This window comes from Brevibacillus sp. 7WMA2 (genome assembly GCF_010748895.1).
Classification (GTDB): Bacteria; Bacillota; Bacilli; order Brevibacillales; family Brevibacillaceae; genus Brevibacillus_B; species Brevibacillus_B halotolerans.
Genome location: NZ_CP048799.1, coordinates 4,969,188 through 4,994,759 on the forward strand (window position 1 = coordinate 4,969,188; position 25,572 = coordinate 4,994,759).

Annotated in this window: 23 protein-coding genes; 17 read left to right on the forward strand and 6 right to left on the reverse strand. The window is 42.2% G+C overall.

The features are described 5' to 3' along the window. The first annotated feature begins 28 nt into the window (after positions 1–28). From ilvC to leuB, 3 genes are all read left to right on the forward strand, one after another. Positions 29–1,051, forward strand: a complete 1,023-nt coding sequence (gene ilvC / locus GOP56_RS21445; RefSeq protein WP_003335031.1) for a ketol-acid reductoisomerase — start codon at positions 29–31, stop codon at positions 1,049–1,051. Between the two features lie 79 nt (positions 1,052–1,130). Further along, the gene (locus tag GOP56_RS21450) at positions 1,131–2,666 is read left to right on the forward strand and encodes a 2-isopropylmalate synthase (protein ID WP_163246592.1); all 1,536 of its coding nucleotides are present in this window, start codon (positions 1,131–1,133) and stop codon (positions 2,664–2,666) included. A 110-nt stretch (positions 2,667–2,776) separates the two neighbouring features. Further along, the gene (gene leuB, locus GOP56_RS21455; protein ID WP_163246593.1) at positions 2,777–3,874 is read left to right on the forward strand and encodes a 3-isopropylmalate dehydrogenase; all 1,098 of its coding nucleotides are present in this window, start codon (positions 2,777–2,779) and stop codon (positions 3,872–3,874) included. Between the two features lie 62 nt (positions 3,875–3,936). On the opposite strand, the gene GOP56_RS21460 is transcribed toward leuB, so the two are convergent. Continuing rightward, the gene (locus tag GOP56_RS21460; RefSeq protein ID WP_163246594.1) at positions 3,937–5,283 is read right to left on the reverse strand and encodes a TrkH family potassium uptake protein; all 1,347 of its coding nucleotides are present in this window, start codon (positions 5,281–5,283) and stop codon (positions 3,937–3,939) included. A gap of 282 nt (positions 5,284–5,565) precedes the next feature. Then, positions 5,566–5,937, reverse strand: a complete 372-nt coding sequence (locus GOP56_RS21465) for a hypothetical protein (RefSeq protein WP_003338947.1) — start codon at positions 5,935–5,937, stop codon at positions 5,566–5,568. Positions 5,938–6,200: 263 nt separating this feature from the next. On the opposite strand from GOP56_RS21465, the gene GOP56_RS21470 reads away from it, so the two are divergent. From GOP56_RS21470 to GOP56_RS21495, 6 genes are all read left to right on the forward strand, one after another. Continuing rightward, positions 6,201–6,902, forward strand: coding sequence for a pirin family protein (locus GOP56_RS21470; RefSeq protein WP_003338946.1), 702 nt, complete (start codon positions 6,201–6,203; stop codon positions 6,900–6,902). Positions 6,903–7,143: 241 nt separating this feature from the next. Beyond that, positions 7,144–7,656, forward strand: coding sequence for a MogA/MoaB family molybdenum cofactor biosynthesis protein (locus GOP56_RS21475; RefSeq protein ID WP_003338945.1), 513 nt, complete (start codon positions 7,144–7,146; stop codon positions 7,654–7,656). Between the two features lie 33 nt (positions 7,657–7,689). Further along, positions 7,690–9,465, forward strand: coding sequence for a B12-binding domain-containing radical SAM protein (locus GOP56_RS21480; RefSeq protein ID WP_121473587.1), 1,776 nt, complete (start codon positions 7,690–7,692; stop codon positions 9,463–9,465). Between the two features lie 229 nt (positions 9,466–9,694). Next, on the forward strand, positions 9,695–10,321 hold the full coding sequence (locus GOP56_RS21485) for a DedA family protein (protein ID WP_121473588.1): 627 nt from the start codon (positions 9,695–9,697) through the stop codon (positions 10,319–10,321). Next, positions 10,318–10,698: a DUF1294 domain-containing protein gene (locus GOP56_RS21490; protein WP_022584108.1), complete on the forward strand. Its 381-nt coding sequence runs from the start codon at positions 10,318–10,320 to the stop codon at positions 10,696–10,698. Before GOP56_RS21485 ends, GOP56_RS21490 begins: the two co-directional genes overlap by 4 nt. A 32-nt stretch (positions 10,699–10,730) precedes the next feature. After that, a complete protein-coding gene (locus tag GOP56_RS21495; protein ID WP_163246595.1) occupies positions 10,731–11,813 on the forward strand; it encodes a M42 family metallopeptidase in 1,083 nt (360 codons plus the stop codon). A 136-nt stretch (positions 11,814–11,949) separates the two neighbouring features. Here GOP56_RS21495 and sspI read toward each other — a convergent pair whose 3' ends face one another. Beyond that, on the reverse strand, positions 11,950–12,186 hold the full coding sequence (gene sspI, locus GOP56_RS21500; RefSeq protein WP_003335017.1) for a small acid-soluble spore protein SspI: 237 nt from the start codon (positions 12,184–12,186) through the stop codon (positions 11,950–11,952). Positions 12,187–12,322: 136 nt separating this feature from the next. On the opposite strand from sspI, the gene GOP56_RS21505 reads away from it, so the two are divergent. The 5 genes from GOP56_RS21505 to zapA all read left to right on the forward strand — a co-directional run bounded on the left by GOP56_RS21505 (position 12,323) and on the right by zapA (position 18,141). Beyond that, the gene (locus GOP56_RS21505; RefSeq protein WP_003335016.1) at positions 12,323–12,976 is read left to right on the forward strand and encodes a potassium channel family protein; all 654 of its coding nucleotides are present in this window, start codon (positions 12,323–12,325) and stop codon (positions 12,974–12,976) included. Positions 12,977–12,980: 4 nt separating this feature from the next. Then, complete coding sequence (locus GOP56_RS21510) at positions 12,981–13,808, forward strand: TrmH family RNA methyltransferase (protein WP_163246596.1); 828 nt, start codon at positions 12,981–12,983, stop codon at positions 13,806–13,808. A gap of 437 nt (positions 13,809–14,245) precedes the next feature. Further along, positions 14,246–15,280: a phenylalanine--tRNA ligase subunit alpha gene (pheS, locus tag GOP56_RS21515; protein WP_003335014.1), complete on the forward strand. Its 1,035-nt coding sequence runs from the start codon at positions 14,246–14,248 to the stop codon at positions 15,278–15,280. Positions 15,281–15,313: 33 nt separating this feature from the next. Beyond that, positions 15,314–17,755 carry a phenylalanine--tRNA ligase subunit beta gene (pheT, locus tag GOP56_RS21520; protein WP_163246597.1) on the forward strand — a complete coding sequence of 814 codons (2,442 nt, stop codon included), beginning with the start codon at positions 15,314–15,316 and terminating at the stop codon, positions 17,753–17,755. A gap of 95 nt (positions 17,756–17,850) precedes the next feature. Further along, positions 17,851–18,141, forward strand: coding sequence for a cell division protein ZapA (gene zapA, locus GOP56_RS21525; protein WP_003335012.1), 291 nt, complete (start codon positions 17,851–17,853; stop codon positions 18,139–18,141). A 167-nt stretch (positions 18,142–18,308) separates the two neighbouring features. On the opposite strand, the gene GOP56_RS21530 is transcribed toward zapA, so the two are convergent. Further along, positions 18,309–18,662, reverse strand: coding sequence for a phage holin family protein (locus tag GOP56_RS21530; protein WP_003335011.1), 354 nt, complete (start codon positions 18,660–18,662; stop codon positions 18,309–18,311). A gap of 203 nt (positions 18,663–18,865) precedes the next feature. Here GOP56_RS21530 and GOP56_RS21535 point away from each other — a divergent pair, with 203 nt between their 5' ends. The 3 genes from GOP56_RS21535 (at position 18,866) to GOP56_RS21545 (ending at position 23,246) form a co-directional block, all read left to right on the forward strand. After that, on the forward strand, positions 18,866–21,223 hold the full coding sequence (locus GOP56_RS21535; RefSeq protein WP_003338937.1) for an endonuclease MutS2: 2,358 nt from the start codon (positions 18,866–18,868) through the stop codon (positions 21,221–21,223). 18 nt (positions 21,224–21,241) lie between these two features. Next, positions 21,242–21,652 carry a DUF350 domain-containing protein gene (locus GOP56_RS21540; RefSeq protein ID WP_003335008.1) on the forward strand — a complete coding sequence of 137 codons (411 nt, stop codon included), beginning with the start codon at positions 21,242–21,244 and terminating at the stop codon, positions 21,650–21,652. A 295-nt stretch (positions 21,653–21,947) separates the two neighbouring features. After that, on the forward strand, positions 21,948–23,246 hold the full coding sequence (locus GOP56_RS21545; protein WP_003338936.1) for a nucleotide sugar dehydrogenase: 1,299 nt from the start codon (positions 21,948–21,950) through the stop codon (positions 23,244–23,246). Between the two features lie 116 nt (positions 23,247–23,362). On the opposite strand, the gene GOP56_RS21550 is transcribed toward GOP56_RS21545, so the two are convergent. Both GOP56_RS21550 and GOP56_RS21555 read right to left on the reverse strand, forming a co-directional pair. After that, entirely contained in the window at positions 23,363–24,190 is an 828-nt protein-coding gene (locus GOP56_RS21550) for a M55 family metallopeptidase (protein ID WP_163246598.1), read from the reverse strand. A 179-nt stretch (positions 24,191–24,369) separates the two neighbouring features. Beyond that, positions 24,370–25,512: a glycosyltransferase gene (locus tag GOP56_RS21555; protein WP_163246599.1), complete on the reverse strand. Its 1,143-nt coding sequence runs from the start codon at positions 25,510–25,512 to the stop codon at positions 24,370–24,372. Between the last annotated feature and the right edge of the window lie 60 nt (positions 25,513–25,572).

Sequence of the window (25,572 nt, forward strand, 5' to 3'; positions counted from 1 at the left end):
CAACCGAAAAACTAGGAGGAATTTACTTATGATGAAAATCTATTATGAACAAGATGCTAATCAAGCTGCTCTTTACGGAAAAACTATCGCGATCGTTGGGTACGGTAGTCAGGGTCATGCACAAGCCCAAAACCTACGTGATAGCGGATATCGAGTAATCATTGGTCTACGCCCGGGGAAATCCTGGAAACAAGCTGAAAACGATGGTTTTGAAGTGTACACAGTAGCAGAGGCTACCAGTCAGGCAGATGTTATTCAAATTCTGCTTCCGGATGAGCATCAGGGCCGTGTCTACAAAGAAGAGATTCAACCGAATTTAAAAGCAGGAGCGACCCTTTCTTTCTCACACGGATTCAATATTCATTTCGGTCAAATTGTAGCGCCTGACAATGTAGATGTCATTATGGTCGCACCTAAGAGTCCTGGTCACCTTGTTCGCCGTGTATATGTAGAAGGCTTTGGTGTACCTAGCTTGGTAGCTATTCATCAGGATCATAGCGGAAAAGCATTAGAAACAGCTCTTGCTTATGCAAGCGGAATTGGCAGCACCAAGGCAGGGGTTATTGAAACCACGTTCCGTGAAGAGACAGAAACAGATCTGTTTGGTGAGCAGGCTGTATTGTGCGGTGGCGTATCTGAGCTAGTAAAAGCAGGATTTGATACGCTAGTAGATGCAGGCTATCAGCCGGAAATCGCCTACTTCGAGTGTTTGCATGAATTGAAGCTGATCGTTGATTTGATGTATGAAGGTGGCTTAGCTCGTATGCGCTACTCCATCAGTGATACAGCAGAGTATGGTGACTATAGCACAGGGCGTCGCATTGTAACAGATGAAACACGTCAAGAGATGAAAAAAGTCCTTGCAGAAATCCAAGATGGAACATTCGCACGTAATTGGATTCTCGAAAATCAAGCGAACCGTCCAGGCTTCAATGCACGCCGCCGCCTAGAAAGTGAGCATGGCATTGAGCAAGTGGGTGAAAAATTACGCAATATGATGGCTTGGATTCAAAAAGAAAAGAAAGAGGAGCAAGCTCCAGTAAAAGCCTAAGATATCTGATTACGTCAAAAAGCACTCAATATATTTATTGAGTTATAAACAAAATGGAGAGCTGGGAGGAGGAAGTGTAATGCGTACTATCGAGATTTTTGATACCACATTGCGTGATGGAGAACAATCTCCAGGAGTGAATTTGAGCATGAATGAAAAGGTGGAGATTGCTCTCCAACTCGAACGTTTGGGTGTTTCTCGAATGGAGGCTGGCTTTGCCGCTGCCTCCCCCGGTGATCTTCGGTCGGTTGCTGAAGTCGCTAAACGAGTAAAAAATGCAACAGTTGTCAGCCTAGCCAGATCTGTATCAGGTGATATTGATAAGGCCTACGAGGCGCTACGTGATGCTCAAAATCCGTGCATTCATGTTTTTCTGGCTACGTCTCCAATTCATCGCGAGCATAAATTAAACATGTCAAAGGAACAAGTGATTGAACGAGCGGTAGCAGCGATCAAGCATGCGAAAAAGTACGTATCTAACGTACAGTTTTCCGCTGAAGATGCTGGTCGTACGGAGCTTCCTTATTTGGCAGAGGTAGTGAGGGCTGTTATTGCGGCTGGAGCCAATGTTATTAATCTGCCTGACACAGTGGGCTATTTAACACCGCAGGAATACGGAAACATTTTTCGCGAAATGATTATTCGTGTCCCTGAAACGGCGAGTATTAAGCTAAGCTGTCATTGTCATGATGATTTAGGAATGGCTGTTGCGAATAGCTTGGCCGCGATTGAAGCAGGAGTAACGCAAGTGGAAGGTACAATCAATGGAATCGGTGAGCGAGCAGGTAATACGTCGCTAGAAGAAGTTGTGATGGCCCTGGAAACAAGAAAGAGCTTCTATCAGGTAGAAACAAAATGGCAGTTGAAAGAAATTGCCCGTACCAGCCAATTGGTCAGCCGTCTAACGGGGATGATTGTGCCTGGTAACAAGGCCATTGTAGGTGCAAACGCGTACGCACACGAATCGGGTATCCATCAAGATGGCGTATTAAAAAATTCGGAAACCTACGAAATTATCCGTCCAGAAACAGTAGGGTACAAGTCTAATCTATTGGTACTAGGCAAGCATTCAGGGCGACATGCCTTTAAGGATAAGCTTGCAGAGCTTGGCTATCATTTGGAGACGGAGCAGATTGATACGGCTTTCCAGGCATTTAAAGTGCTATGTGATAAAAAGAAAGAAGTTAGTGACGACGATATTTTGGCATTAATTGATGCGAAAATGGCTGATAGTGAAGAAATGTATCAGCTTGATTCCATTCAGCTTTCCTATGGCAATCAAAGCACCCCCACAGCCAGCGTACGCATTATTCGCACAGATGGTGAGACTTATGAAGAAGCTGCTTGTGGCAATGGTTCGGTCGATTCCATTTACAAAGCTATCGATAGAGCGATCGGTGAAGATGTCACATTAATTGATTATAAGATTATCTCGGTTACACACGGGAAAGATGCTCTAGGAGAAGTGTATGTTCGTCTGCAGCAAGGAGATGAAATTTCTCAAGGAAGAGGGCTAAGTACCGATGTTATGGAAGCGAGTGCGATTGCCTATGTGCGGGCAATTAACAAGCTGATTCGGGCACGCGGAGAGGTACTTGACGCACAACCAGTCTAATGACCAGTTTACAGCCAAAAGTCCAATGATTCGGATTGAGGAAACAGAGAGAGAATTGCAAATGACCGGGAGTACCAGTTAGTTAAGAAGCGAAAGAGAGAGATCGAGATATGACAAAAACCTTTAATGTGGCCGTTCTTCCAGGGGATGGAATTGGGGCTGAAATTGTTGCCGAAGCGGTTAAAGTATTAGAAGTAGTTGCTGAGCAAACAGGTCACTGCTTTCAGTTTACTTATGGAAAAATCGGCGGTTGTGCGATTGATGAAGAAGGAACACCGTTGCCTGAGGAGACAATCCGCATATGTAAAGAGGCGGATGCTGTATTGCTTGGTGCAGTTGGTGGCCCAAAATGGGACCAGAATCCGGGCCACTTACGCCCGGAAACAGGTCTTCTGGGGATTCGCAAAGCCTTAGGTCTGTTTGCTAATTTGCGACCTGCAACCATGCATGAAAGTCTCGTAGAAGCATCCTCTTTAAAACCAGAAGTAGTGGCAGGCGTTGATTTAATCGTTGTACGTGAATTAACAGGTGGCATCTACTTTGGTGACAAGAAGCGCTATATCGGAGAGGATGGTCAGGATACAGCAGAGGACTTGTTACTATACCGTGAGGAAGAAGTGGAGCGCATCATACGAACCGCTTTTGACATCGCTCGAAAACGGCAAAAGAAGCTTGTCTCCGTGGATAAAGCAAATGTATTGGAAAGCTCACGTCTATGGCGAAAGGTGGCTGATCAGGTTGCTACCGATTACCCTGATGTAGAACTTTCACATATGCTGGTTGACTCTTGCGCCATGCAGCTAGTGCGTGCACCAAAGCAATTTGATGTGATTGTAACGGAGAATATGTTTGGGGATATTTTAAGTGACGAGGCTGCCATGCTGACTGGCTCTATCGGCATGCTGGCTTCTGCGAGCCTTGCTTCAGGTAGCTTTGGCTTGTATGAGCCAGTACATGGGTCAGCACCCGATATAGCCGGGAAGGGCATTGCTAATCCGCTAGCTACGATCTTGTCTGTAGCGATGCTACTGCGTTACTCATTGCATTTAGATGAAGCCGCAGACCGAGTCGAGCAAGCGGTATGGTCTGTATTGGAAGCAGGTCATCGTACAGGTGATCTGGCAGCCAATAAAGCAGAAGCGCTTAGTACGATAGAAATGGGGCAGTTGGTTGTTGCTGAACTAAGGAAGGCAGTCATTGCTAAATAAAATGGAAAAAAGACCACTACAGAAAATAAGTTTTTCTGAGTGGTCTTTTTGTGTTTTTCGCATTACCCGATCATAATTTTTCCTTTTGGATAGCGGAAGTATTCCTTTCGATTTCGCTGGGCTAATGCAAAGGCGATAGTTAACGGTCCTACACGTCCAGCAAACATGGTCAAGGAGATGACAATTTTTCCGATATCAGATAAATCAGGGGTAAGTCCCATTGATAAACCAACCGTTGCAAAGGCAGAGACACTCTCAAAGAGAATCATTAAAAAATCCTTGCCTGGCTCAGTAATCGTCAAAATCATACTTACTATAATTACGATAAATAAGGCAGTCATCGTTACGGTTAGGGATTTATAAATCATATGCGGCAGAATACGTTGACGGTAGAAAATAACATCTTCTCTCCCTTTTATTTGCGCCCATACTGCTCCTAATAGGGTGGCAAAGGTGGTAGTTTTAATACCGCCACCTGTAGATCCAGGTGAAGCCCCGATAAACATTAACACAATCATAAAGAACAAACTCGACTGATGCATATCGCCAATGCTTATCGTATTAGAGCCAGCCGTTCTAGCCGTAACAGATTGATAGAGCGCTCCAAAAAACTTACCAACAGGAGACAATGGCTGTAGCGTTTTGGGATTCGTAAACTCTAGGATAAAAATGGCTAGCGTACCTAGAATAATCAAAATGGCTGTGGTAGTTAGAACAACCTTTGTATGTAATGATAATCGTTTCGTATCTCGATACCCATATACCTCTGCCATCACAATAAATCCAATCCCGCCTAAAATAATCAGCAAACAAACTGTTATATTAACGATGGGATCACTCACATACTTTGTTAAGCTACTGAATTCGCCCATGAGATCGAATCCGGCATTGTTAAAGTTAGATATGGAATGAAACATACCGTAATACAAAGCTTTCGCAAACGGCATATCAAAGGCAAAGCGTAGTGTAAGCAAAATTCCCCCTGTCAATTCGATCAAGCCTGTAAAGATCAGAAGCATCTTGGCAAGCCTGACTACCCCCTCGATAGAAATCTGGTTAAGAGACTCCTGCAACAAGAGACGCTGTTGTAAGGATATTTTTTTCCCCATAAGAAGAGCAAAAAAAGTAGCAAGAGTCATGAATCCTAAACCGCCTACTTGAATGAGTGCTAAAATCACTAGTTGCCCAAACAGTGTAAAAGTTGTTCCAGTATCTGTTACTACTAGTCCTGTTACGCAGGTAGCAGACGTAGAGGTAAACACGGCGTTGATCAAAGAAAGCCCCTGGCCGTCGTTCGTTGCAATAGGAAGAGTTAATAAGATGGAACCAATTGCAATGATAAGCGCAAAGCCTAAGACGAGCACCTTGGGTGGGCTTAAATGGGATTTTTTAATTAATTTTACTAACATCGCAACCTCTTCCTTTGCCTGACATTACCTTTTAAGGAAATACGTCGTTATTGATAGTATAACCATTAAAAGTAAGGTCTTACTTTGGTTTGTAGTGGAAACTGCTCACAAGCGTAGCAGAAAATCAATTGTTCATCAATAAGAAAAAGTACCGAAATTCCAATAAATGTAACGTTAAAAAAAGAGTCCGGCATAAGTAGTAAAAGATTAATAAACATGAAGAAGGAGAGCGGTAATTGTGCTCTACAAACAGCTCAAAATAAAAAAAGGCCCAATCAAGGCCTAAAGAGAGTTCCTTTTCGTGCAAGGTGGCCATTGTATTTGGGCTTGAGGATAATGCTCATGTAAACGGCTTTCCATTAGCTCATAGTCTAAAGACAATAGTTCTTCCGTAGTAGGCTTGGTTAAGGTTAACACGATCCAGTTTACATGGGAGGGTTTACCTGGTTCTGAGTATTTTTCCCCTTCATATACCGCCTTTTTATACGTTAAAAGCAGATTTTGTCTGATATTACTTGGCGTATCTAATAAATGAAACGTACCTTTTCGTCTAGCTTGCCTAAATGCACGTAAGGGATGAAATAAACGACTCATAAAATACCAACAAAGAAAGAAGCAACCAATAGGTAAAAGTATTTTTAGTAATAAAGCCATAAGGATGGGATGCCTCCTTTTCTCGATATTTTCCTTGATCTATATGAATAGGAAGTAGTGTTTTTGCATGAAAAAATAATCGACATAAAACTTCGATTTATTCTGTATACGGAGGTAGAAGATATAAGTTTCAAAAAAGGACTCGATTCATTTTGTTTTCAATAAATAATTAGTTACTTTACAAAAGTTAGTTACTTTGATACGATGGAAACAAGAATATATCGTTACAATACCCACAAACTAAAGCTATGAGGTGAGCTACTATGATAAAAATTTTTCCATCAGATTCTCGTTTCCAAGCGAATCATGGCTGGTTGAAAACACAATTTAGTTTTTCCTTTGCAGAATATTATGATCCAGACAATATGAACTTTGGTCCCATGAGAGTGCTAAATGACGATACCATCCAAGCTGGATATGGTTTTGGAACACATCCGCACAAGGAGATGGAGATTGTTACGATCATGCTAGAAGGTGTTCTGCGCCATAAAGACAGTACAGGAAATGAAGAGGAGCTTAAGCCGGGCGAAATTCAACGTATGTCTGCTGGTACAGGTATTTTGCACTCTGAGTATAATGGCTCCACTACGGAGGAAGCGAAGCTGCTTCAATTATGGTTTGAACCGAAGGAGTATGGCTTAACGCCGTCATACGAACAGTTTGCTTATGATCAAAAGGCGATGCTAAATGCCTTGTTGCCTGTCGTATCGGCTAATCAACAAGAGCATCGTGTTGCACATATCCATCAAGATATGACTATTTATTTGTCTCGTTTAGAAGCAGGCAAGAACATCTTGTTCCCACAGCAGACGAATAGACGAACGTTCCTATTTATCATGGAGGGACAAGTAGAGGTCAACGGACAAGTATTAGAACGACGTGATTCAGCGCGAATTACCGATTTGGATAAGCTGGAGCTAGTAGCAGGACAAGACTCCTATTTTATGCTGATTGATTTGCCATAAGTGCTTTTCATTTATGTATGAATACAAGGCAAGAGATATGTAAGTAAGTTATCATCCATTAGCCCGAACTTTGTGGTCTAGAGTGCCATAGAAGTGTCGGGCTTTTGCGCTTGGAAAAAGAAGGGTATGATAGGAATTACAATCTAGTTTTTTCGTTGCTTGTCTCTATAATCTGGCTTATGATCGAGTACAATGGAACTGTAGCGTTTTGAAAAAGAGGTATCCGAGGAGGAATAATGAAATGAGCACAACCGAACATAAAGCAACTGCACCTAAAAGTGTGGGGGTAATGGTTGTCACCGTATCTGATACAAGGGACGAAGAAACAGATAAAAGTGGAAAGCTAATGAAAAATCTTTTGGAAGAAGCGGGTCATACCACTCTTCTTTATTATATTGTAAAAGATGAACCAGCGCAGATACAGGCTGTAATTGAGCAAGGTATAGAGCACCCAGAGGTAGATGTAATTTTGCTTAACGGAGGAACTGGTATTGCTCCTCGTGATCATACATATGAGTCGGTAAAAGGATTGCTTGATAAAGAGATGCCCGGGTTTGGCGAGATTTTCCGCATGCTAAGTTATACCGAGGATATTGGTTCCGCATCCATACTATCTAGAGCAATAGCGGGCACCTATAAGGGAAAAGCGATTTTTTCCACACCAGGTTCCACAGGAGCGGTTAAACTAGCAATGGTCAAATTAATCCTGCCCGAACTAGGACATGTTGTCAGAGAATTGCGCAGAACAGTATAATGAAGGGCGTAGAAAAAGGAGTGACCATATCTAATGAAAATTTTACTTGCAACCCTTAACGCCAAATATATTCATTCTTCTTTGGCTTTACGGTATTTGCGTAGCTATGCAAAGCCTCATTATCCAAATATCGAACTGGTCGAATACACCATTAATGATGTTTTGATTAATATTGTGGGGGATATTCATAAGCGTCAGCCTGATATTATTGCATTTTCCTGTTATATCTGGAATATTCGTGAGACGCTGGACGTAATTAATAATGTAAAAAAGATTTGTCCAAATGTGCCGATTATATTAGGAGGTCCAGAAGTCTCGTACGATACAGACGAATGGATGAAAAATTATCCTGCCATTGATGTAATTGTAATGGGTGAGGGTGAAGAGACATTTCTGGAATTATGTCAGGCTTATGACCGGGCAAAACAAACCGGTGACGCTCCGCTATTAAAAGAAGTACCAGGTATTGCTTATCGGGATGGGGAACGTGTCCGTTTTTCGATGCAACGTATACAAACGAAGGATTTAAACCACTTACCATCTCCTTATGAAGAGGATTTAGATGAATTAAATAACCGTGTCGTTTATTTTGAAGCATCTCGCGGTTGCCCTTTTCGCTGTCAGTACTGTTTGTCCTCCATTGAAAACGGAGTTCGCTATTTTGATCTAGATCGGGTGAAGCGCGATTTGAAGCGTTTAATAGATCATGGAGTGAAAACCATTAAATTTGTGGATCGGACATTTAATATTAATAAGCAGTATGCTATGGAGATCTTTCAATTTTTAATTGATAACCATAATGGAACCATTTTTCAATTTGAGATAACAGCCGACATCCTGAAGCCAGATGTAGTGGACTTTTTAGCTGAGAATGCGCCGCCAGGTATTTTCCGCTTTGAAATTGGGGTTCAATCAACCAATGACGAAACAAATCGTCTTGTACAGCGCCGACAAAATTTTGAAAAATTAAGTTATACCGTGCTGAAAATCAAAGAATCTGGTAAAATTGATCAGCACTTAGACTTAATCGCGGGATTACCAGAGGAAGATTATGCATCCTTCCGCAAGACGTTTAACGAAGTATTTGCTTTGCGTCCGGAAGAGTTGCAATTAGGCTTTTTAAAAATGCTACGAGGTACAGGTGTGAGGGCTCGTGCTGCAGAACATGGGTATATATTTATGGATCAGTCACCCTATGAAATTCTTGGGAATAACGTACTTTCCTTTAATGACATGCAGCGCATTAAGCGTACGGAAGATATTTTAGAGAAATATTGGAATGCTCATAGAATGGACAAGGCGTTTGAATGGATTATGGCTCATCATTTTGCGACGCCATTTGATTTCTTTCAAGAGTTTGGCGATTATTGGGAAGAGCAAGGCTGGGGACGCTTTGGGCACCAGCTAGAAGATTTGTTTATTCGTCTCCAACGTTTTCTTGAAAGGAAAGCTCCTAATCAAACAAGTCATTCATTAAGTATGTTAAAGTTTGATTACTTATTAAGTCAGAAATATCGGCCGCGTAAAATCTGGTGGGAAGATACGGTCAACAAATCAGAATTACAAGCGATTTATCAAAATGTAGCAAGTAAACGTAAAGATTTACGTGCAGATTTTGCCCTACACGCTGAAACAGAAAAGGAATATGCGAAACATACTACAGTAGCGCATGTCTCATTTAATGTAGAACACTATATAAAAACGGGTGAAATGGTTGAGGGTAATTTTGTTTTGGTGATGTATTATCCATTTGTGGAAGGGGCTTCCAATACATTCGTCTGTGTACCGGTACCACAAACAGTTGCCTAGACAGTACCCAGAAGGAAACAGACAGTAGTATAAAGTGACCTAGGTACGCGATCCACACTGCTATTTTTGCACCATGCCCAAAGTAGTTCTTACACATGACGAAACCTTTATTGCCTAAACTTTTCCTGCGAATTCGATGAGGAATGTAACGAAAATGATAAGTAAATCGTAATACCAACGATAAAGACGTTTGGATCTCAGATAAGACAAAAGGGGAGCTTCTTTGGACATGAGTGTGGATGTGTTACTTCATTTTATTGAACAATATGGATATCTGGCCATCTTTTTCCTCCTGTGGCTGGGCATTGTGGGTTTGCCTGTTCCTGATGAACTGGTAGTAGCAACAGGTGGACTAGTGGCTGCTCTTGGTTACTTGAATCCGTACTATGCCTTTTTTGCTGGCTATTTGGGAGTGGTTTCGGGTCTGTCTATCGGCTTTTTTTTAGGACGTTGGGTAGGTCCACCTATACTTACTCGGTTAGCTAAGAAAAAGAAATTTGGACCTTATATAGATCGATCGACCGCACTCATTCAAAAATATGGTACGTTTTCACTGTTTATCAGCTATTTGCTGCCAGTTGTACGTCATTTAGTGCCATATGTTGTTGCAGTCGGAGGTATGACTTTTCGTAAATATGCGCTATATTCCTACTCCACTGGTCTGATTTGGGCATTGGCGTTCTATTTTTTAGGTTATTTTTTTGGTAACCATGTCGATCATATTATCGCTGTGAGCCGTCATTATGGTTTTATCACATTGTGGGTGATAATAGCCCTAATTATAGGCTTGATTCTTTATCGCTTTTGCTGCTTTAAAAAACGTTCGAATAAAACACCAGAGGGGGATCAAAAGTGATCCCGAAAAAATTACAGGCTCATAAGCGCCAGAGAAATAGTATTTTTCTAGTAACATTGGTTATGCTGTTAATTGGAGTTGTATTACATCAGCTTCTGCTTATTTCAATAGCGATTGGATTCATCAATCTTTATGCGCTGTGTGCAATGGGATGGGACAAACGTCTTGCTCGCAAGCATAACTCTTGGAGAATACCCGAGGCTACGTTTTTTTTGCTAGCTGCGCTTGGAGGTGCTGTGGGCGTAGGTTTAGGGATGCTCTTATGGCGTCATAAAACTAAGCATCCGTCTTTTTGTGTTCTGATACCACTTTGTTTATTATGGAATGGTGGGGCTTTGTATGTGATGTGGTATTATGTGATACCATATTTCGTATGATACAACACGCAACGCAGAAAGGAATGAAAGATATGGATCAAAAGACTGAACAAATGCTACGTGATCTAACAGAGGCTCATGGTGTACCCGGTTTTGAACAAGAAGCTCGTCAGGTTATGAAATCATACATAGAACCGTACGCAGATGAAATTACTTATGATAATTTAGGGAGCCTAATCGCTAAAAAAACAGGCGATGCTAACGGGCCTAAAGTGCTTATCGCGGGACATTTGGACGAAGTTGGCTTTATGGTAACGCGGATTACAGATGAAGGTTTTCTGAAATTTCAACCGCTGGGTGGATGGTGGCCGCAGGTTATGCTGGCACAGCGCGTACATATTCAAACCAAGGATGGCTTCCTAGATGGAGTAATTGGCTCTATTCCGCCTCATGTTATGCCAATGGAAAAGCGCCGTAAAATGGTTGAAATCAAAGATATGTTTGTGGATATTGGAGCTTCCAGTATAAAAGAAGCAGAGGAATTCGGGGTTCGCTTGGGTGATCCGATTATTCCGGTGTGTCCATTTACCGTATTAAAAAATCCAAAAATGCTAATGGCGAAAGCATGGGATAATCGCATGGGTTGTGCTGCTGCTATTGACTTAATGAAGAGGCTTCAAGGTGTGGAACACCCTAATACCTTGTATGCAGCAGGAACTGTAATGGAGGAAGTTGGTACTCGCGGAGCTTTCACCGTAGCTAATTTGGTAAAACCGGATATTGGTATTGCAGTAGATGTGGGGATCGCTGGTGATACGCCAGGCGTCAGCAAAAATGATGCACCATCCAAAGCAGGTGCCGGGGTTGAAATTGGGCTATATGACGCTCGCATGATTGCACCGCAAAAATTACGTGATTTTGTTATTGAGACGGCTGAAATGGAAAATATACCGTATCAATTAACTTCTATTCCAGGTGGGGCTACAGACGCGGCGGCGTTTACTCTTACGGGTAGTGGGGTACCATCCATTGCGCTTTCTGTAGCAACGCGTTACATCCATAGTCATGCTTCTGTGCTTCATTATGATGATTATGAGAATCTGGTAAAATTATTGATTGCTTTGGTGAAGCGCTTAGATAAAGAAAAAGTAGCCGAATTGACTTCTTTTGAATAAGTAAAAACAAGGTGGGCTTTGGTTGTAAACCAAGGCTCGCTTTTTTCTATGCAAAAAAGACAACGGTAACTTAACTTGCAAGTCCCCATTGTCTTTTGGTAAAAAAGAAGTAGCAAAGTAGCGTTAAGTTCTTACTTTATACAGGAGAGTCTGTATTCGCTGGAATATGCTCGGAAATGGTAGTGACCATTTGTTGTTGCAGATCGGAACCGCTGTTTTGCCATAGCACCTCAAATAATACGCCAAGTCCTGGTAAGGTTTTTTCCATACGACTTTGAATCGCATCATTGATTGTTTCTTCTACGGATGCAGGACTGGAACCTTGCATTTTATACATGATAGCTTGACGAAGATTTAACGCATTAATATTCACCTGTATAACACTCCTTTTTACATCAAAAATATAGATGATCTCTTTTATTAGTATTCGTTGAACGCTACATTTACATTCCTTTTGTACTGTTTCAGCGCTATGTTATAATCTAGTAGGACAAATGGGAGGTTGAATCATGTCAAAACAATTTGCCGTTATCGGAATGGGACGCTTTGGTTCCAGTGTGGCTCATGCTTTATACGAAATGGGTTATGAAGTGATGGGAATCGATGAAGACGAAGAGCGTATTAATGAAAATATCCAAAATGTAACACATTCGGTTGCTGCCGATTCTACTGATGAAATGGCATTGCGAGAAATTGGGATTCGTAACTTTGACGTTGTCGTTGTATCCATTGGCGCTGATATTCAAGCCAGTATCTTGACTGTACTGATTTTAAAAGAAATGGGCGTTAAAAAAATTGTAGCAAAAGCCCAAAACGAGCGTCATGGGCAGGTTCTATATAAGGTCGGAGCTGATCGAGTGGTTTTCCCTGAGCGTGATATGGGAATACGTGTGGCTCATAATTTAATATCAGCTAATGTACTGGATTTTATCGAGCTTGCTGAAGATTATAGCGTGGCTGAGGTCGTCGTATCTCATTCGATGGTTGGACAGTCTCTACGCGACATTGACGTTCGTGCCAAGTATGGGGTAAACGTTATTGCTATTAAGAGTAACCAATCGTTTAACATTTCCCCGGGTCCAGACATTGTTTTGCAGCATGACGATGTATTGGTGGTTATTGGTCATAATATGGATTTGAAAGAATTCGAGGAGAAGGCATAAATACATGAAAGTAGAACATATACAATCCTTGCAAAATCCTTTCGTAAAGCGATTGAAGGAATTGCAAACTAAAAAAGGTCGAGAAGCGGCAGGGCGTTTCCTCATAGAGGGAGAGCATTTGGTGGAGGAAGCTCTATTGTCAAATATGGAAGTGGTGACGCTCTTATTTGACGAGGGCAAAGGTTTGCCTGCTACAGTGATGAGAGCGCTTGAAGCATTCTCTGACCATGTCAAATGCATATCTACAACGGATGTCGTGTTAAGTAAATTATCTGAAACGAAGACACCGCAAGGAATCGTAGCAGAAGTGAAAATGCGGTCTAATGATTGGGATACAGAATGGGAAAAAATGAGAAAATATGATTTTCTCATACTTATTCTTGATGAATTACAAGACCCTGGTAACGTTGGCACGATTATGCGGACAGCAGAGGCGGCTGGTGTAGATGCTGTTTTAATGGGACGAGGCAGTGTCGACCTTTATAATGGTAAGGTATTGCGTTCAACGATGGGTTCATTCTTCCGTATGCCTGTATTCACTTGTGATGTAAAAGCTGTATCGGAGGAAATAAAAATGGCAGGCGGACGTATACTAGTGACAGCTCTTGGACAACAAAGCCGAGAGTATGACGAACCGGTATATAGCGGAAAAGTTGCCATAGTGATTGGGAATGAAGCACGAGGCGTGTCTGATTCTGTGCTTTCTCAAGCAGACGAGCTGATTCACATTCCAATCTATGGACGTACAGAATCGTTAAATGCCGCTGTTGCCACCGGTGTAATGTTATATGAGGCGGTACGTCAACGTAAAGCAGATTGTGGTTGCGACTAATTTTTGGGTATTATCTGGTTTTCTTTTGCAAGTGACCCCCATTGTGAGGTATAATTAATCGCAAATTCTAAAATAATTGTCATAAATGCTAGGATTGAGACTAGTACATAGAACAGATGACGTGTTCAGGGAAAAGGTGCCGCATAAAAGCGACTGGAAGCACTTTTACGTGATCTCTATGGAATTCCCTCATGAGCAGACCTCTGAACTCAAGATTGAAAAACTGTGATCAAATGCTTGTGGTTTAACTGGCTACGATCAAAGTAACAATCGAATTTTCAAGTAGGAGGAACCGGTTTATCCACGTTACGGATGCGAAGGTGAGACATAATGAGATGTCTAACTAGGGTGGTACCGCGGAAATTAAACTTCGTCCCTTTTTTTAGGGAGGAAGTTTTTTTGTTGTATTTTTATTTGTAAACAAAGGAGAGATTGTTGTGCAAACGCGTTTACAACAGTTAAAAGAAAATGCACTTGCTTTATTGAAACAAGTGGGCGAGGGACAGGAGCTTCAGGATCTTCGTGTTAAATACTTAGGTAAAAAAGGCGAATTAACAGAAATCTTACGTGGTATGGGTGGATTATCTGCTGAAGAGCGACCAAAAATTGGCCAGCTAGTGAATGAAGTTCGTCAAGTGATTGAAGAAGCGATTCTTTCCAAACAGCAGGAATTTGAAGCACGTGTACTAGAAGCCAAGCTAAATAAGCAAACCATTGATGTGACACTGCCAGGTCGTCCTGTACCGACAGGAACTATGCATCCTTTGTCCCGTATTATTGAAGAATTGGAAGACATTTTTATTGGACTAGGCTATGAAGTAGCAGAGGGACCTGAAGTGGAGCTGGATCATTTCAACTTTGAAATGCTCAATTTGCCAAAAGGACATCCAGCACGCGATATGCAGGATTCCTTCTACATCACAGAAGAGCTGTTATTGCGTACGCATACTTCGCCTGTACAGGCTCGTACCATGCTAAAAAAAGAAGGAAAAACGCCACTTAAAATCATTTGCCCTGGAAAAGTGTATCGCCGCGATGATGATGACGCGACACATTCCCACCAATTTACTCAAATTGAGGGACTTGTGGTTGGAAAAGACATCAGCATGAGTGATTTGAAAGGAACCTTGCTTACATTTGCTAAGCAAATGTTTGGAGAAGACCAGCAAATTCGTCTTCGTCCTAGCTTTTTCCCATTCACAGAGCCAAGCGTTGAGGTAGATATTCAGTGCGTAATCTGTCATGGAGAGGGTTGCCGTATTTGTAAACAAACGGGATGGATTGAGATTTTGGGTGCTGGAATGGTTCATCCTCGCGTTCTTGAAATGGCAGGCTATAATCCGCAGGAAGTTAGCGGTTTTGCATTTGGTATGGGAGTAGAGCGCATTGCAATGCTGAAGTATGGTATTGAGGATATTCGTAATTTCTATACAAATGATGTGCGTTTCCTACGTCAATTTAACCGTTCCTAGTCGGTTCGCCAAAGAAAGGGGATTATGTAAGCAATGAAAGTATCATATCAATGGTTAAAAGAATATGTCGATCTAACAGATATAACACCGCAGGAATTAGCGGAAAAAATGACTCGCAGTGGAATTGAGGTTGAGGGTGTTGAATCCCTTAATAAAGGTGTAACAGGTGTTGTTATCGGTTATGTTCAGGAACGTGAAAAGCATCCTGATGCAGACCGTCTAAGCGTTCTAAAGGTAGATGTAGGTCAAGAGGAGCTATTACAAATTGTCTGTGGGGCACAAAATGTGGCACAAGGACAAAAAGTTCCAGTAGCGATGATCGGTGCAGTGTTACCTGAGAACTTTAAAATTAAAAAATCTAAGCTTCGCGGTGTGGAATCCCAAGGGATGATTTGCTCAGCAAAAGAACTAGGATTAAACGATAAATTGCTTCCGAAGGACCAACAGGAAGGTATTCTCGTTTTACCAGAAGATGCTGAGCTGGGTGCAGATGCGATTGAGTATTTAGGATTGAATGATTACGTGTTGGAATTGGGCTTGACCCCGAATCGCTCTGACTGTTTAAGCATGCTAGGAGTTGCTTACGAGGTAGCAGCGCTTTATGGACGTGAGGTTATATTGCCAGATACATCAGTAACAGAGGATGGAGGAGCAAATCCTGTTACGGTTGCAATTGAAGCTAGCGAGCAATGCTATGAATTTGTAGGTAGACACTTCACTGACGCAGTGATTACAAGCGCACCACAATGGATGAAGAATCGTCTGATGGCAGCAGGGACTCGTCCAATCAATAATGTAGTGGATATTACCAACTATGTATTATTAGAATACGGACAGCCATTGCATGCGTTCGATGCCAAAGAAGTATCCGATCAACAAATTATTGTTCGCTTGGCACAAGAAAATGAAAAGCTAACCACGCTAGATGATCAAAAACGTACTCTTGATCCAGAAGCATTAGTTATTGCTGACAAAGTAAAAGGCTTGAGTATCGCCGGCGTAATGGGAGGAGCGAACTCCGAGATCGTCGACAATACGAAGGAGATTATTTTGGAATCAGCTTACTACACGCCAGCTTCTATCCGCCGTACATCTAAAATGCTGAATCTGCGTACAGAAGGCTGTGTTCGTTGGGAGAAGGGCGTGGATCAATCACGTGTTTCTGTTGCATCCGATCGCGCTGCACACTTAATTCAAAAGCTAGCCCATGCCAAGGTATCGAAAGGGGTAGCTAAACAAACCATCACGGTAAACCAATCTGCTGTGGTTTCTGTCTCCCTTGCAAAAATTAATCAACATCTAGGTACAAGTATTGCAAAGGAACAAGTGGCAGAAATCTTTACTCGTTTACAGTTTACATTTGACCAGACAGAGCAAGCAGAGGAAACATTATTCACTGTAACGGTTCCTACTCGCCGTGGCGACATTACGCTACCTGAGGACTTAATTGAAGAAGTTGCACGCCTTTATGGATATGATCAAATTCCGGTAACATTGCCAACTGGAGAATCACTCCAAGGCGGGTTAACCAAAGAACAGCAATTACGTCGCATTACACGTCATCACTTAATTGGTGCTGGACTGTCTGAGACAATTTCTTATGCATTATTGCATCCTGATAAACTGGCACAATTTAGCGGATTGCAAGACGAACGTAATCTACACCCTGTGCCACTAGCTATGCCAATTAGTGAAGAGCATAGCGTATTACGTACCAATTTGCTAGCAAGCCTTGTAGAAACGGCTACGTATAACAAGAATAGACAAAACCAAGATTTAGCTTTCTTTGAATTAGGCCATGTCTTCTTATCCGAACAAGAACAATTAACAGAACAACCTGAGCAACGTTTGTATCTGGGTGGCCTTGTAACAGGTCAGTGGATGCCAGTAAATTGGATGGGTGTAAAAGCTCCTGTTGATTTTTACACGGTGAAAGGGCTGGTTGAATCCTTGTTTAGCCGTTTAGGAGTAAAACCTCTTGCTGTAACATATTCCGCGAATAAAAATCGCAAAGGAATGCATCCTGGACGTACAGCCGATGTCATCGTTGAAGGTGAAGTGATCGGTTATATGGGACAGCTTCATCCTAAGACAGAGAAGGATCATGATTTGGATGAAACTTATGTATTCCAATTTGATTTACAAAAACTGTTCAGCTTCGCGGCAGATCTTACTGATTACAAACCACTTCCGAAATTCCCTGCTATTACTCGTGATTTAGCGTTAGTGGTAGAACGTAGCTTGCCGGTAGCACAATTAGAAGCAATCATTCGTGAAGAGTCAGGGGAATTGCTTGAGTCAGTTACCTTGTTTGATATTTATACAGGAGAGCGTATTGCTTCTGACAAAAAGAGTGTAGCTTACTCTATTGTGTATCGCCATTCAGAGAGAACCTTGCAGGATGAAGAAGTGCAAGAGATCACTGGAAAAGTGATTGAAGCATTGACCAAGGTCGGAGCAGAATTACGTTCCTAGTAAATACCTCCATCAAATTCCTTGACGAATACAGTCATTTTCAGTAACCTAGTAGTAATGAGCGTATAGTCGGGCTATTCAAGGAGGAAGACTCCGTGCAGGAAGATGGGAAAAATCGTTTATCAGTCGAAATCTATGGTCAGCAGTATCGCCTGAGCGGGAAGGCTAGTAGTAGCCACATGCGGATGGTAGCCAGATATGTTGACGATAAAATGAAAGAAATCGCACAGGGGAACTTTCGGCTAGATACGGCTAAAATTGCTGTATTAAGCTCAGTAAACATTGCTGACGAATATTTCCGGTTGCGACAGGAGTATGAGGAGTTGCTCAGACTGCTCCAGGAAGATGCCAGTAAAATGCCTTCAAATGATAAACATACAACATAGACCGTATGAAGTTACAGGGCTGTTGAGATAATTTCTCAACAGCCCTTTCATATACCGCAGGCGAGATGAGCATCAGCATGCAAAAAGACCGCCATGGGCAGTCTCTTTTGCTAAACATGCGAGTATGTGTTGTTTTCCAAGCAGGCATTGCTTTACAGTAGGCTTCATTAGTCACCGTTGCGCATATCCATCTTATTTTTAATTGGGATAAACAAGTCAATAATACCGATGACTAAAGCAGCAAGCAAGGCGCCAAGAACAGTAACGCGGAAACCCGGTACCAAAAATTGTGTTAGGTAAATGACGATAGCACTTACGATGAAACCGACAATCCCACGATTATAGGGAGAGATTTTATCACCAAAAATGCTTTCGACACCCCAACCAATAAGGGCAATAACAACTGCTGCAAGCAAGGCAGTCCAGAAACCATTTACGGCAAAGCCCGGTACTAGGAAGCCGACGAACATCAGAACAATTGCAGCAACGATAAAGCGAATAACGTGACGCATAAAACTCATTAACGAGTCCTCCTTGTAGTAGGATAGGTGTACGTTTTCATTTTGGCTTACTAGGAAATAAAGTATGTACAACAAATAGCATGTAATTATTTCAATGGGCAACCTATCCAAATAGAATTGGATTTTTCATGAAATGGTTTTTTGTAAATTTAATAGCACGACATGGTATAATAAAATGATTAGATAAGAAGGGGGCAGCATACGTGGAGCGAAGGATTTTACGAACGCTGGAATTTAACAAAATCATCGCCATGCTGATGGAGAAAACCACATCAGAGCTCGGACGAGAACTGGCTGAGTCACTTGAGCCTTTTAATCATATAGATGCTGTTCGTCATGCACAAAGACAAACAGAGGAAGCAAGCACGGTATTACGTGTTAAAGGAAGCGTGCCTTTGGGCGGTATTCGCAATATCCGTGGGCCAATCCAGCGTGCTCGGTTGAACTCGATCTTAGCACCTCTGGAACTTCTTGATATTGCTACTACTTTGCATGCGGGACGTCGTCTTAAACAGTTTATTACTGATATTTCCGAGGAGCATGAGCTATCCATTTTGCAAAGCCTGGTAGATAGAATTGAGGGCCTTCGGGACCTAGAAACGGAAATTAAACGCTGTATTGATGATAACGGTGAAGTAGTCGATAGCGCCAGTCTTGAATTGCGTCAGATTCGTCAGGAGATTAGAAGCTCTGAAGCACGGATTCGCGAAAAACTTGACCAAATGACTCGTTCCTCATCTACACAAAAAATGCTGATGGAAAACATTGTCACCATACGTGGAGATCGTTTTGTTATTCCAGTCAAACAGGAGTATCGTTCGCATTTTGGCGGTATTGTACACGATCAATCTGCATCAGGGGCTACATTATTCATTGAACCTGAAGTGATTGTGTCGATGAACAACAAGCTACGCGAGGCTAGATTAAAAGAAGAACATGAAGTGGAACGCATTCTTTATACGTTAACCGTACTAGTAGCAGATCATGTGGAGATGTTATTGGAGAATCTTTCCGTGTTAGCTGAGCTTGATTTTATTTTTGCAAAGGCGCAGTTAGCATACAGCATGAAAGCCATTAGTCCAAAATTAAATGAAGAAGGCTATATTTTGCTTAAAAAGGGACGTCATCCGCTGATTGATCCAAAGGTAGTCGTTCCTCTAGATGTAGAATTGGGTAAAGGGTATACAGGTATTGTAGTCACAGGTCCCAATACTGGGGGTAAGACTGTATCCATCAAAACATTGGGCTTATTGTCCTTAATGACAATGGCAGGTCTTCATATACCAGCACAAGAAGAAACCGAGATGGCAGTCTTCTCATCTATTTTTGCAGACATAGGCGATGAGCAGTCCATTGAGCAGAGTTTATCTACATTTTCTAGTCATTTAACTAACATCATCCGCATATTAGATCAAATGGATGAAAAAAGCCTTGTGCTGTTTGACGAATTAGGAGCAGGAACAGACCCTACGGAGGGCGCAGCGCTTGCAATGTCCATTTTGGATCATGTGTTAGCCAAAGGGGCTAGGCTAGTAGCTACAACGCATTATAGTGAGTTAAAAGCCTATGCATATGATACTCCAGAGGTAGTGAATGCCAGTGTAGAGTTCGATGTACAGACGCTACGTCCAACCTACCGATTACTGGTTGGGGTTCCTGGGCGTTCGAATGCATTTGCGATTGCATCACGTCTTGGCCTAAATGAGCAAATCATCGATAAAGCTCGCCGTTCCGTGTCTAAAGAGGAAAATCAGGTTGAGAAAATGATTGCCTCTCTGGAATCCAATAAGAAAACGGCAGAAAAAGAACGTGAAGACGCTGAAAATATTCGCAAGCAAGCAGAAGAGTTACGTCAGCAATTAGAAGAGGAGCGTCGTCAATTCGCTGAGGCAAAAAATCGCTTGCTAGAAAAAGCGGAGGAAGAAGCGCGTGTCGCCGTGCAACTAGCCAGTGAGGAAGCGGAAGTAATTATTCGTGAGTTGCGTCAGATGCGCAAAGAAGGCGTTGATTTTAAAGAACACCGTCTCATTGATGCTAAAAAGCGGTTAGGAAATGCAGTGCTGGAGCTGGAAAAAGAAAAGGTGAAAAAACCAGCCAAAGCAGTTCGCGCCACTCAAATCAAGATTGGTGACGAGGTGATGGTAGATAGCTTTGGACAAAAGGGAACCGTTTTGGATAAGGTATCTAGCACTGAATATTTAGTTCAGCTTGGCATCATTAAAATGAAAGTCAAAAAAGACGATATGCATGTGGTGAAGGAATCAGTACAGCCGAAGAAACCGGTACAGTACACGACCATTAAGAGAGAAGCGAATAGCGTTAAATTAGATCTGGATCTACGCGGTTACAATGTAGAGGATAGTATTCAAGAAATAGATCGTTATCTGGATGATGCGGTATTATCAGGTTTCCACAAGGTATCCATTATTCATGGGAATGGTACAGGAGTTTTGCGCAAAGGTGTTCATGAATTTTTGCGCCGTCATCGCAGTGTGAAATCGTTCCGCTTAGGTGGCCAAGGTGAAGGCGGCGTGGGCGCTACCATTGTAGAATTGAAATAGCGGGGAGGAGAGCCTTTTATGGCGATCTTATTTCAAAATACGTATCTGGCCACAGCTACCTATTTTGCTGTGACAGGTCTTGCAATGATCCTGTTTATCTCTATTTTTGAATTGGTTACAAAGTATCGGGTCTGGATCGAATTAAAAAAGGGAAATCTTGCTGTAGCCATGGCAACAGGTGGGAAGATATTTGGGATTGCTAATATTTTCCGGTTTTCCATTCAGCAGCATGAGAAGCTAGGGGCATCCCTTTTACATGCTAGCTACGGATTTTTATTGATGTTACTTGCCTACTTTATCTTTGAATTCATGACACCAAGTCTAAAAATCGATCATGAAATCGAGCGAGATAACCGCGCAATCGGGCTGATTTCCATGTTTCTATCCATCGGTTTTTCATACATCATCGGAGCTAGCTTGGTGGTGTAGGTATAATTCTTGCTGGTAAGACTTTACATGTAAGAATTCATGAAATTAATTCAAAGCGTGATCAGGACGGCAATTTTTGTGAATGGCTGTCCTTTTTACGTTAGGCAGGGTATAATATGGCTTTGAGAAGGGTAGAAAGAATCTCTCATAGTGAGGGGGCAGCAATTTGGATAAACTGTACAAAGCGTTGTTTATTTGCGGCCTTGTTTTTCTGGGGTTAGGAATTTACTATCTATCGTAGTTACTACATACGTAGCATATATACGTGGAGAAACAAAGGAAAGAGGAGATTATTATGACACATCCTATTCGTGTCGCGGTTGTAGGCCTTGGTTTTGTAGGTTTGCCACTTGCGCTAACCTACGCGATGAAAGGTGCAAAGGTAGTCGGAATCGATGTTTCCAAACAGCTTGTAAAGGAAACAAACGAAGGAAAATCTCACCATCTGGAAGCATATAAAGGCAAGACATTGCCAGAAATTTTACAAGAACAGGTGGAGGCAGGTCGTTTTCATGCCACCACTTCCTATGAGGAAGCACAACAACAGGTTGACCACTATATCGTAACAGTAGGTATCCCGGTTAAAAATGGCGACCCTGAGTTGCAATATTTAAAAAGTGCTGCTCAAACATTAGGAAGCCAACTCAAAAAGGGCGATCATGTCATGATTCGCAGTACTGTGATTCCTGGAACAACGGAAGAGGTTGTGAAGCCAATACTTGAAGAAGCAAGCGGCATGAAGGCAGGCGAGGAGTTCTATCTTAGCTATTGCTCTGAACGTATTGCAGAAGGACGGGCTTTTGAGGAGTTTATTCATATGCCTCTAGCATTAGGCGGTATTAATGAAGCGAGTGCTGCCAAAGGTAAAGAATTGCTTTCCTTTATTAGTGAGACAGAGATTACTATTACAGATATTCGTGTAGTAGAAGCCTCCAAGGTTATTGAGAACATTCAGCGTGACGTTAATATTGCGATGGTTCAAGAGTTTGCAAGATTTGCGGAAGCAGCAGATATTGATGTTTTTGAATTAATTAAGGTTGCTAATACCCATACTCGCGTCAATTTATTAACGCCAGGTCCTGGTGTAGGCGGTTACTGTTTGCCGAATGCCCTTTATTATTTGGCTCCAAAAGCAAAGGAGCTGCATGTTGACCTACCGCTTTTGACTACTGCACGTAAAATTAACGATGGCATTCCTTCTGTGCTGGTTGACATGCTGGAGCAATCACTACAATCTGTTGGTAAACGTTTGGCTGACAGTAAGGTAGCTGTGTTTGGCTTAGCTATGAAGGATTTTTCCAATGATGATCGCATTAGTCCTGTGCACGATTTTATTGAGCTATTGCTAGCGAAAGGGGTAGAGGTTACCTCTTACGATCCTGCTGTCCATACGCCATATGCTCATAAAAAAGACAGCCTAGAAGCTGCTGTATCTGGAGCTGATGCTTTGGTGCTAGCCGCGATGCAGCAAGAGTTCACCGGGCTTGATTGGGCTGAGGTAACTGGAAAAATGGCGTCATCCCCTGTGGTCTTAGATTTAAAAAACCGAATTCCGCGTACGCTTGATGAGCAAGTGAAAGTGAAGCGAATTTAGAATGTAGATAAAGTTTTGCCAAGGAAAAGCATATAAAAAACGTCCTGTCCCAGTCGTAGCTGATGAAGGGGGCAGGACGTTTTTGTATCTTTAGGAGCTAAGAGCTAAGAGCGATGTTAACAGAAAGGGACTGAACTAGCTAAGTTCATCATCGCACGCATGGTTTTATACATATCAGACTGATTTTTTGCGTAGTAGGTAACTTCCGTGGTGTTCGGAATGATTACTGTTTCTGGAACAATTGCGGCCATTTCAGCTTGGCCGTAATGAGAGAATTCTATTTTTAATTCAAGTGGCAGCTTTGTAGTAAGCGGGACTATTTCCTTACAACGCTGCAAAGCTAGGCTTGCTTGCTCTTGCAGAATTGCACGGCTTTCTTGTAGCGAAAGGCAGATTGCGGAAGTGCGAGACGTTGCATATTTAACGATAGCGGTCTGGATGTCAGGAATGAGCCCTAGAGCTTCCTCCGCGATGAGGTTGTCACCAGATACCAGGCAGACTGGTACGCTGTATAAACCGGCATAGATGGCATTAAAGCCAAATTCGCCAACAACTTGACCATTTATATACATGTTTTTAATTACGCGTGACATCGTATGGCTAAGAACCCCTGGAACGCCGTGACGGGTGTGATAGCCGATTAAAAAAACGGCATCATAGGTTTCATCTAGGCCATGCATCATAGAGTGATCGCGTGGGGTTCCGCGTAGCAGGCGAGCTTGTGGATGCAAATCCTCCAAATGAATGTTATTAAGATTTTCATGGCTATCTGCTACCAAAATTTCAGTAGCGCCAGCGGCTATGGCACCTTCAATGACAGCATTCACATCGTGAGTCATATAAGCACGGCCTCTTTGATAATTACTGCCTGTTTCGGGGTTAATATAAGTAGGATCGGTAATGCCCGAGATTCCTTCCATATCGCAGGATATAAATACTTTCACGATTACGCACAACCTTTCTATGTAGTTCCATTTCTATTGTACAAGGATTCAGACAATGAAACAAAGAAAAAACGACTTTATTCCCTTAGCTGGACGGGAAGAAGTCGTTTTTGCAAATGAATGATGGGGATAAGCATGGATGCTTACGTTATTTCAAGTCATGATCGATTTTTTGTCGATTATGGCTTTCGTTTTTGCTTGTAAAGGTGAATCGTTTGTTCCGCCATTTGCTCAATTGTAAATTCACGGTCGATCATTTCAGTGCTGTTGTTAACCAAGCGGAGCTGAAGCTCATGATCCTGCCAAAGTCTGAGCATGGCCTGTGCTAAAACGCCCGCTTGAGCTGGTGGAACTAACAGCCCCGTTTCTTCTGAAATGACAAATTCACCTACACCTCCAACATCTGTAGCTATTACAGGTAGAGATGCAGCCATTCCTTCAGCGATCGTATAACCTAGTCCTTCGTACAACGCTGCGTGCACATACATATCTAATGCTTGAAGACAACGAGGGACATCGGTACGGAATCCAACGAAGCGAACTCGCTCAGCAATTCCAAGCTGACGTGCTTGATCTTCAAGAGCTGGGCGGTCTACACCATCCCCGATTATGGCTAGATAAAGGTTAGAATGGTTTTGCGTGCTAGCTAACACCTGAGCAAAAGCTTCAAGTAAATAAGGAAGTCCCTTGATTTGAACGATACGCCCGACGTTTCCAAATACAAAAGCATCAGCGGGGATTTTCCACTCTTCGCGTAGTGTGGCACGCACTTCTGCTTTATTTTCGATACGGAACGGGGTAATATCCATTCCATTAAAAATGACACTTGTTTTTTCTTGTGGGATGCCATCTTCTATTAAAACGGTTTGGAGTGCCTTACTTACCGCTATAAAGTGATCCGTCCAGCGACGTGTTTGTTTTTCCATAAGAGTTGCGCCAAAAGAAGCTAGTGGACTCACATAATCATATTTTAAATTACTATGGACTGTGGTAAATGTTGTGCAGTCCAATGAACGAGTCGCCAATCTTCCCAAAAAGTTAGCTTTAACTCCGTGCGTATGCACAATGTCTGGATTCATAGCGATAATTTCCTGCTTTAATCCCTGCAAAATACGGAAATCGAAGCGTCCATATGTATGTAATGTTGTCACTTTGATACCAGCTTCACGCAATTTTCTCGCAAATAACGCATCGTAAAAGCATACGACGGCTGCCTCTACTTGCTTCTTAGAAAAAGAAGTAAGCAGATTGAGAATATGCTGTTCAGCTCCACCAAATTCTCCACCGCCGATTACGTGGAGGACACGTAGTTTGCTTGTCATGTAATCCACCCGAACCTTTCCAACAGACCATTTCAAATATACCAGATGAAGCGGTGATTC

What these genes read in the sequence shown, in the direction of transcription:
- leuB (WP_163246593.1), top strand. Translation starts at nt 2,777, where the DNA reads ATGACAAAAACCTTTAATGTGGCCGTTCTTCCAGGGGATGGAATTGGG.
- ilvC (WP_003335031.1), top strand. Translation starts at nt 29, where the DNA reads ATGATGAAAATCTATTATGAACAAGATGCTAATCAAGCTGCTCTTTAC.
- GOP56_RS21510 (WP_163246596.1), top strand. Translation starts at nt 12,981, where the DNA reads ATGAAAGTAGAACATATACAATCCTTGCAAAATCCTTTCGTAAAGCGA.
- GOP56_RS21450 (WP_163246592.1), top strand. Translation starts at nt 1,131, where the DNA reads ATGCGTACTATCGAGATTTTTGATACCACATTGCGTGATGGAGAACAA.
- GOP56_RS21460 (WP_163246594.1), bottom strand. Translation starts at nt 5,283, where the DNA reads ATGTTAGTAAAATTAATTAAAAAATCCCATTTAAGCCCACCCAAGGTG.
- GOP56_RS21505 (WP_003335016.1), top strand. Translation starts at nt 12,323, where the DNA reads ATGTCAAAACAATTTGCCGTTATCGGAATGGGACGCTTTGGTTCCAGT.
- pheT (WP_163246597.1), top strand. Translation starts at nt 15,314, where the DNA reads ATGAAAGTATCATATCAATGGTTAAAAGAATATGTCGATCTAACAGAT.
- GOP56_RS21555 (WP_163246599.1), bottom strand. Translation starts at nt 25,512, where the DNA reads ATGACAAGCAAACTACGTGTCCTCCACGTAATCGGCGGTGGAGAATTT.
- GOP56_RS21475 (WP_003338945.1), top strand. Translation starts at nt 7,144, where the DNA reads ATGAGCACAACCGAACATAAAGCAACTGCACCTAAAAGTGTGGGGGTA.
- GOP56_RS21480 (WP_121473587.1), top strand. Translation starts at nt 7,690, where the DNA reads ATGAAAATTTTACTTGCAACCCTTAACGCCAAATATATTCATTCTTCT.
- GOP56_RS21545 (WP_003338936.1), top strand. Translation starts at nt 21,948, where the DNA reads ATGACACATCCTATTCGTGTCGCGGTTGTAGGCCTTGGTTTTGTAGGT.
- GOP56_RS21495 (WP_163246595.1), top strand. Translation starts at nt 10,731, where the DNA reads ATGGATCAAAAGACTGAACAAATGCTACGTGATCTAACAGAGGCTCAT.
- GOP56_RS21540 (WP_003335008.1), top strand. Translation starts at nt 21,242, where the DNA reads ATGGCGATCTTATTTCAAAATACGTATCTGGCCACAGCTACCTATTTT.
- GOP56_RS21485 (WP_121473588.1), top strand. Translation starts at nt 9,695, where the DNA reads ATGAGTGTGGATGTGTTACTTCATTTTATTGAACAATATGGATATCTG.
- GOP56_RS21530 (WP_003335011.1), bottom strand. Translation starts at nt 18,662, where the DNA reads ATGAGTTTTATGCGTCACGTTATTCGCTTTATCGTTGCTGCAATTGTT.
- GOP56_RS21465 (WP_003338947.1), bottom strand. Translation starts at nt 5,937, where the DNA reads ATGGCTTTATTACTAAAAATACTTTTACCTATTGGTTGCTTCTTTCTT.
- GOP56_RS21470 (WP_003338946.1), top strand. Translation starts at nt 6,201, where the DNA reads ATGATAAAAATTTTTCCATCAGATTCTCGTTTCCAAGCGAATCATGGC.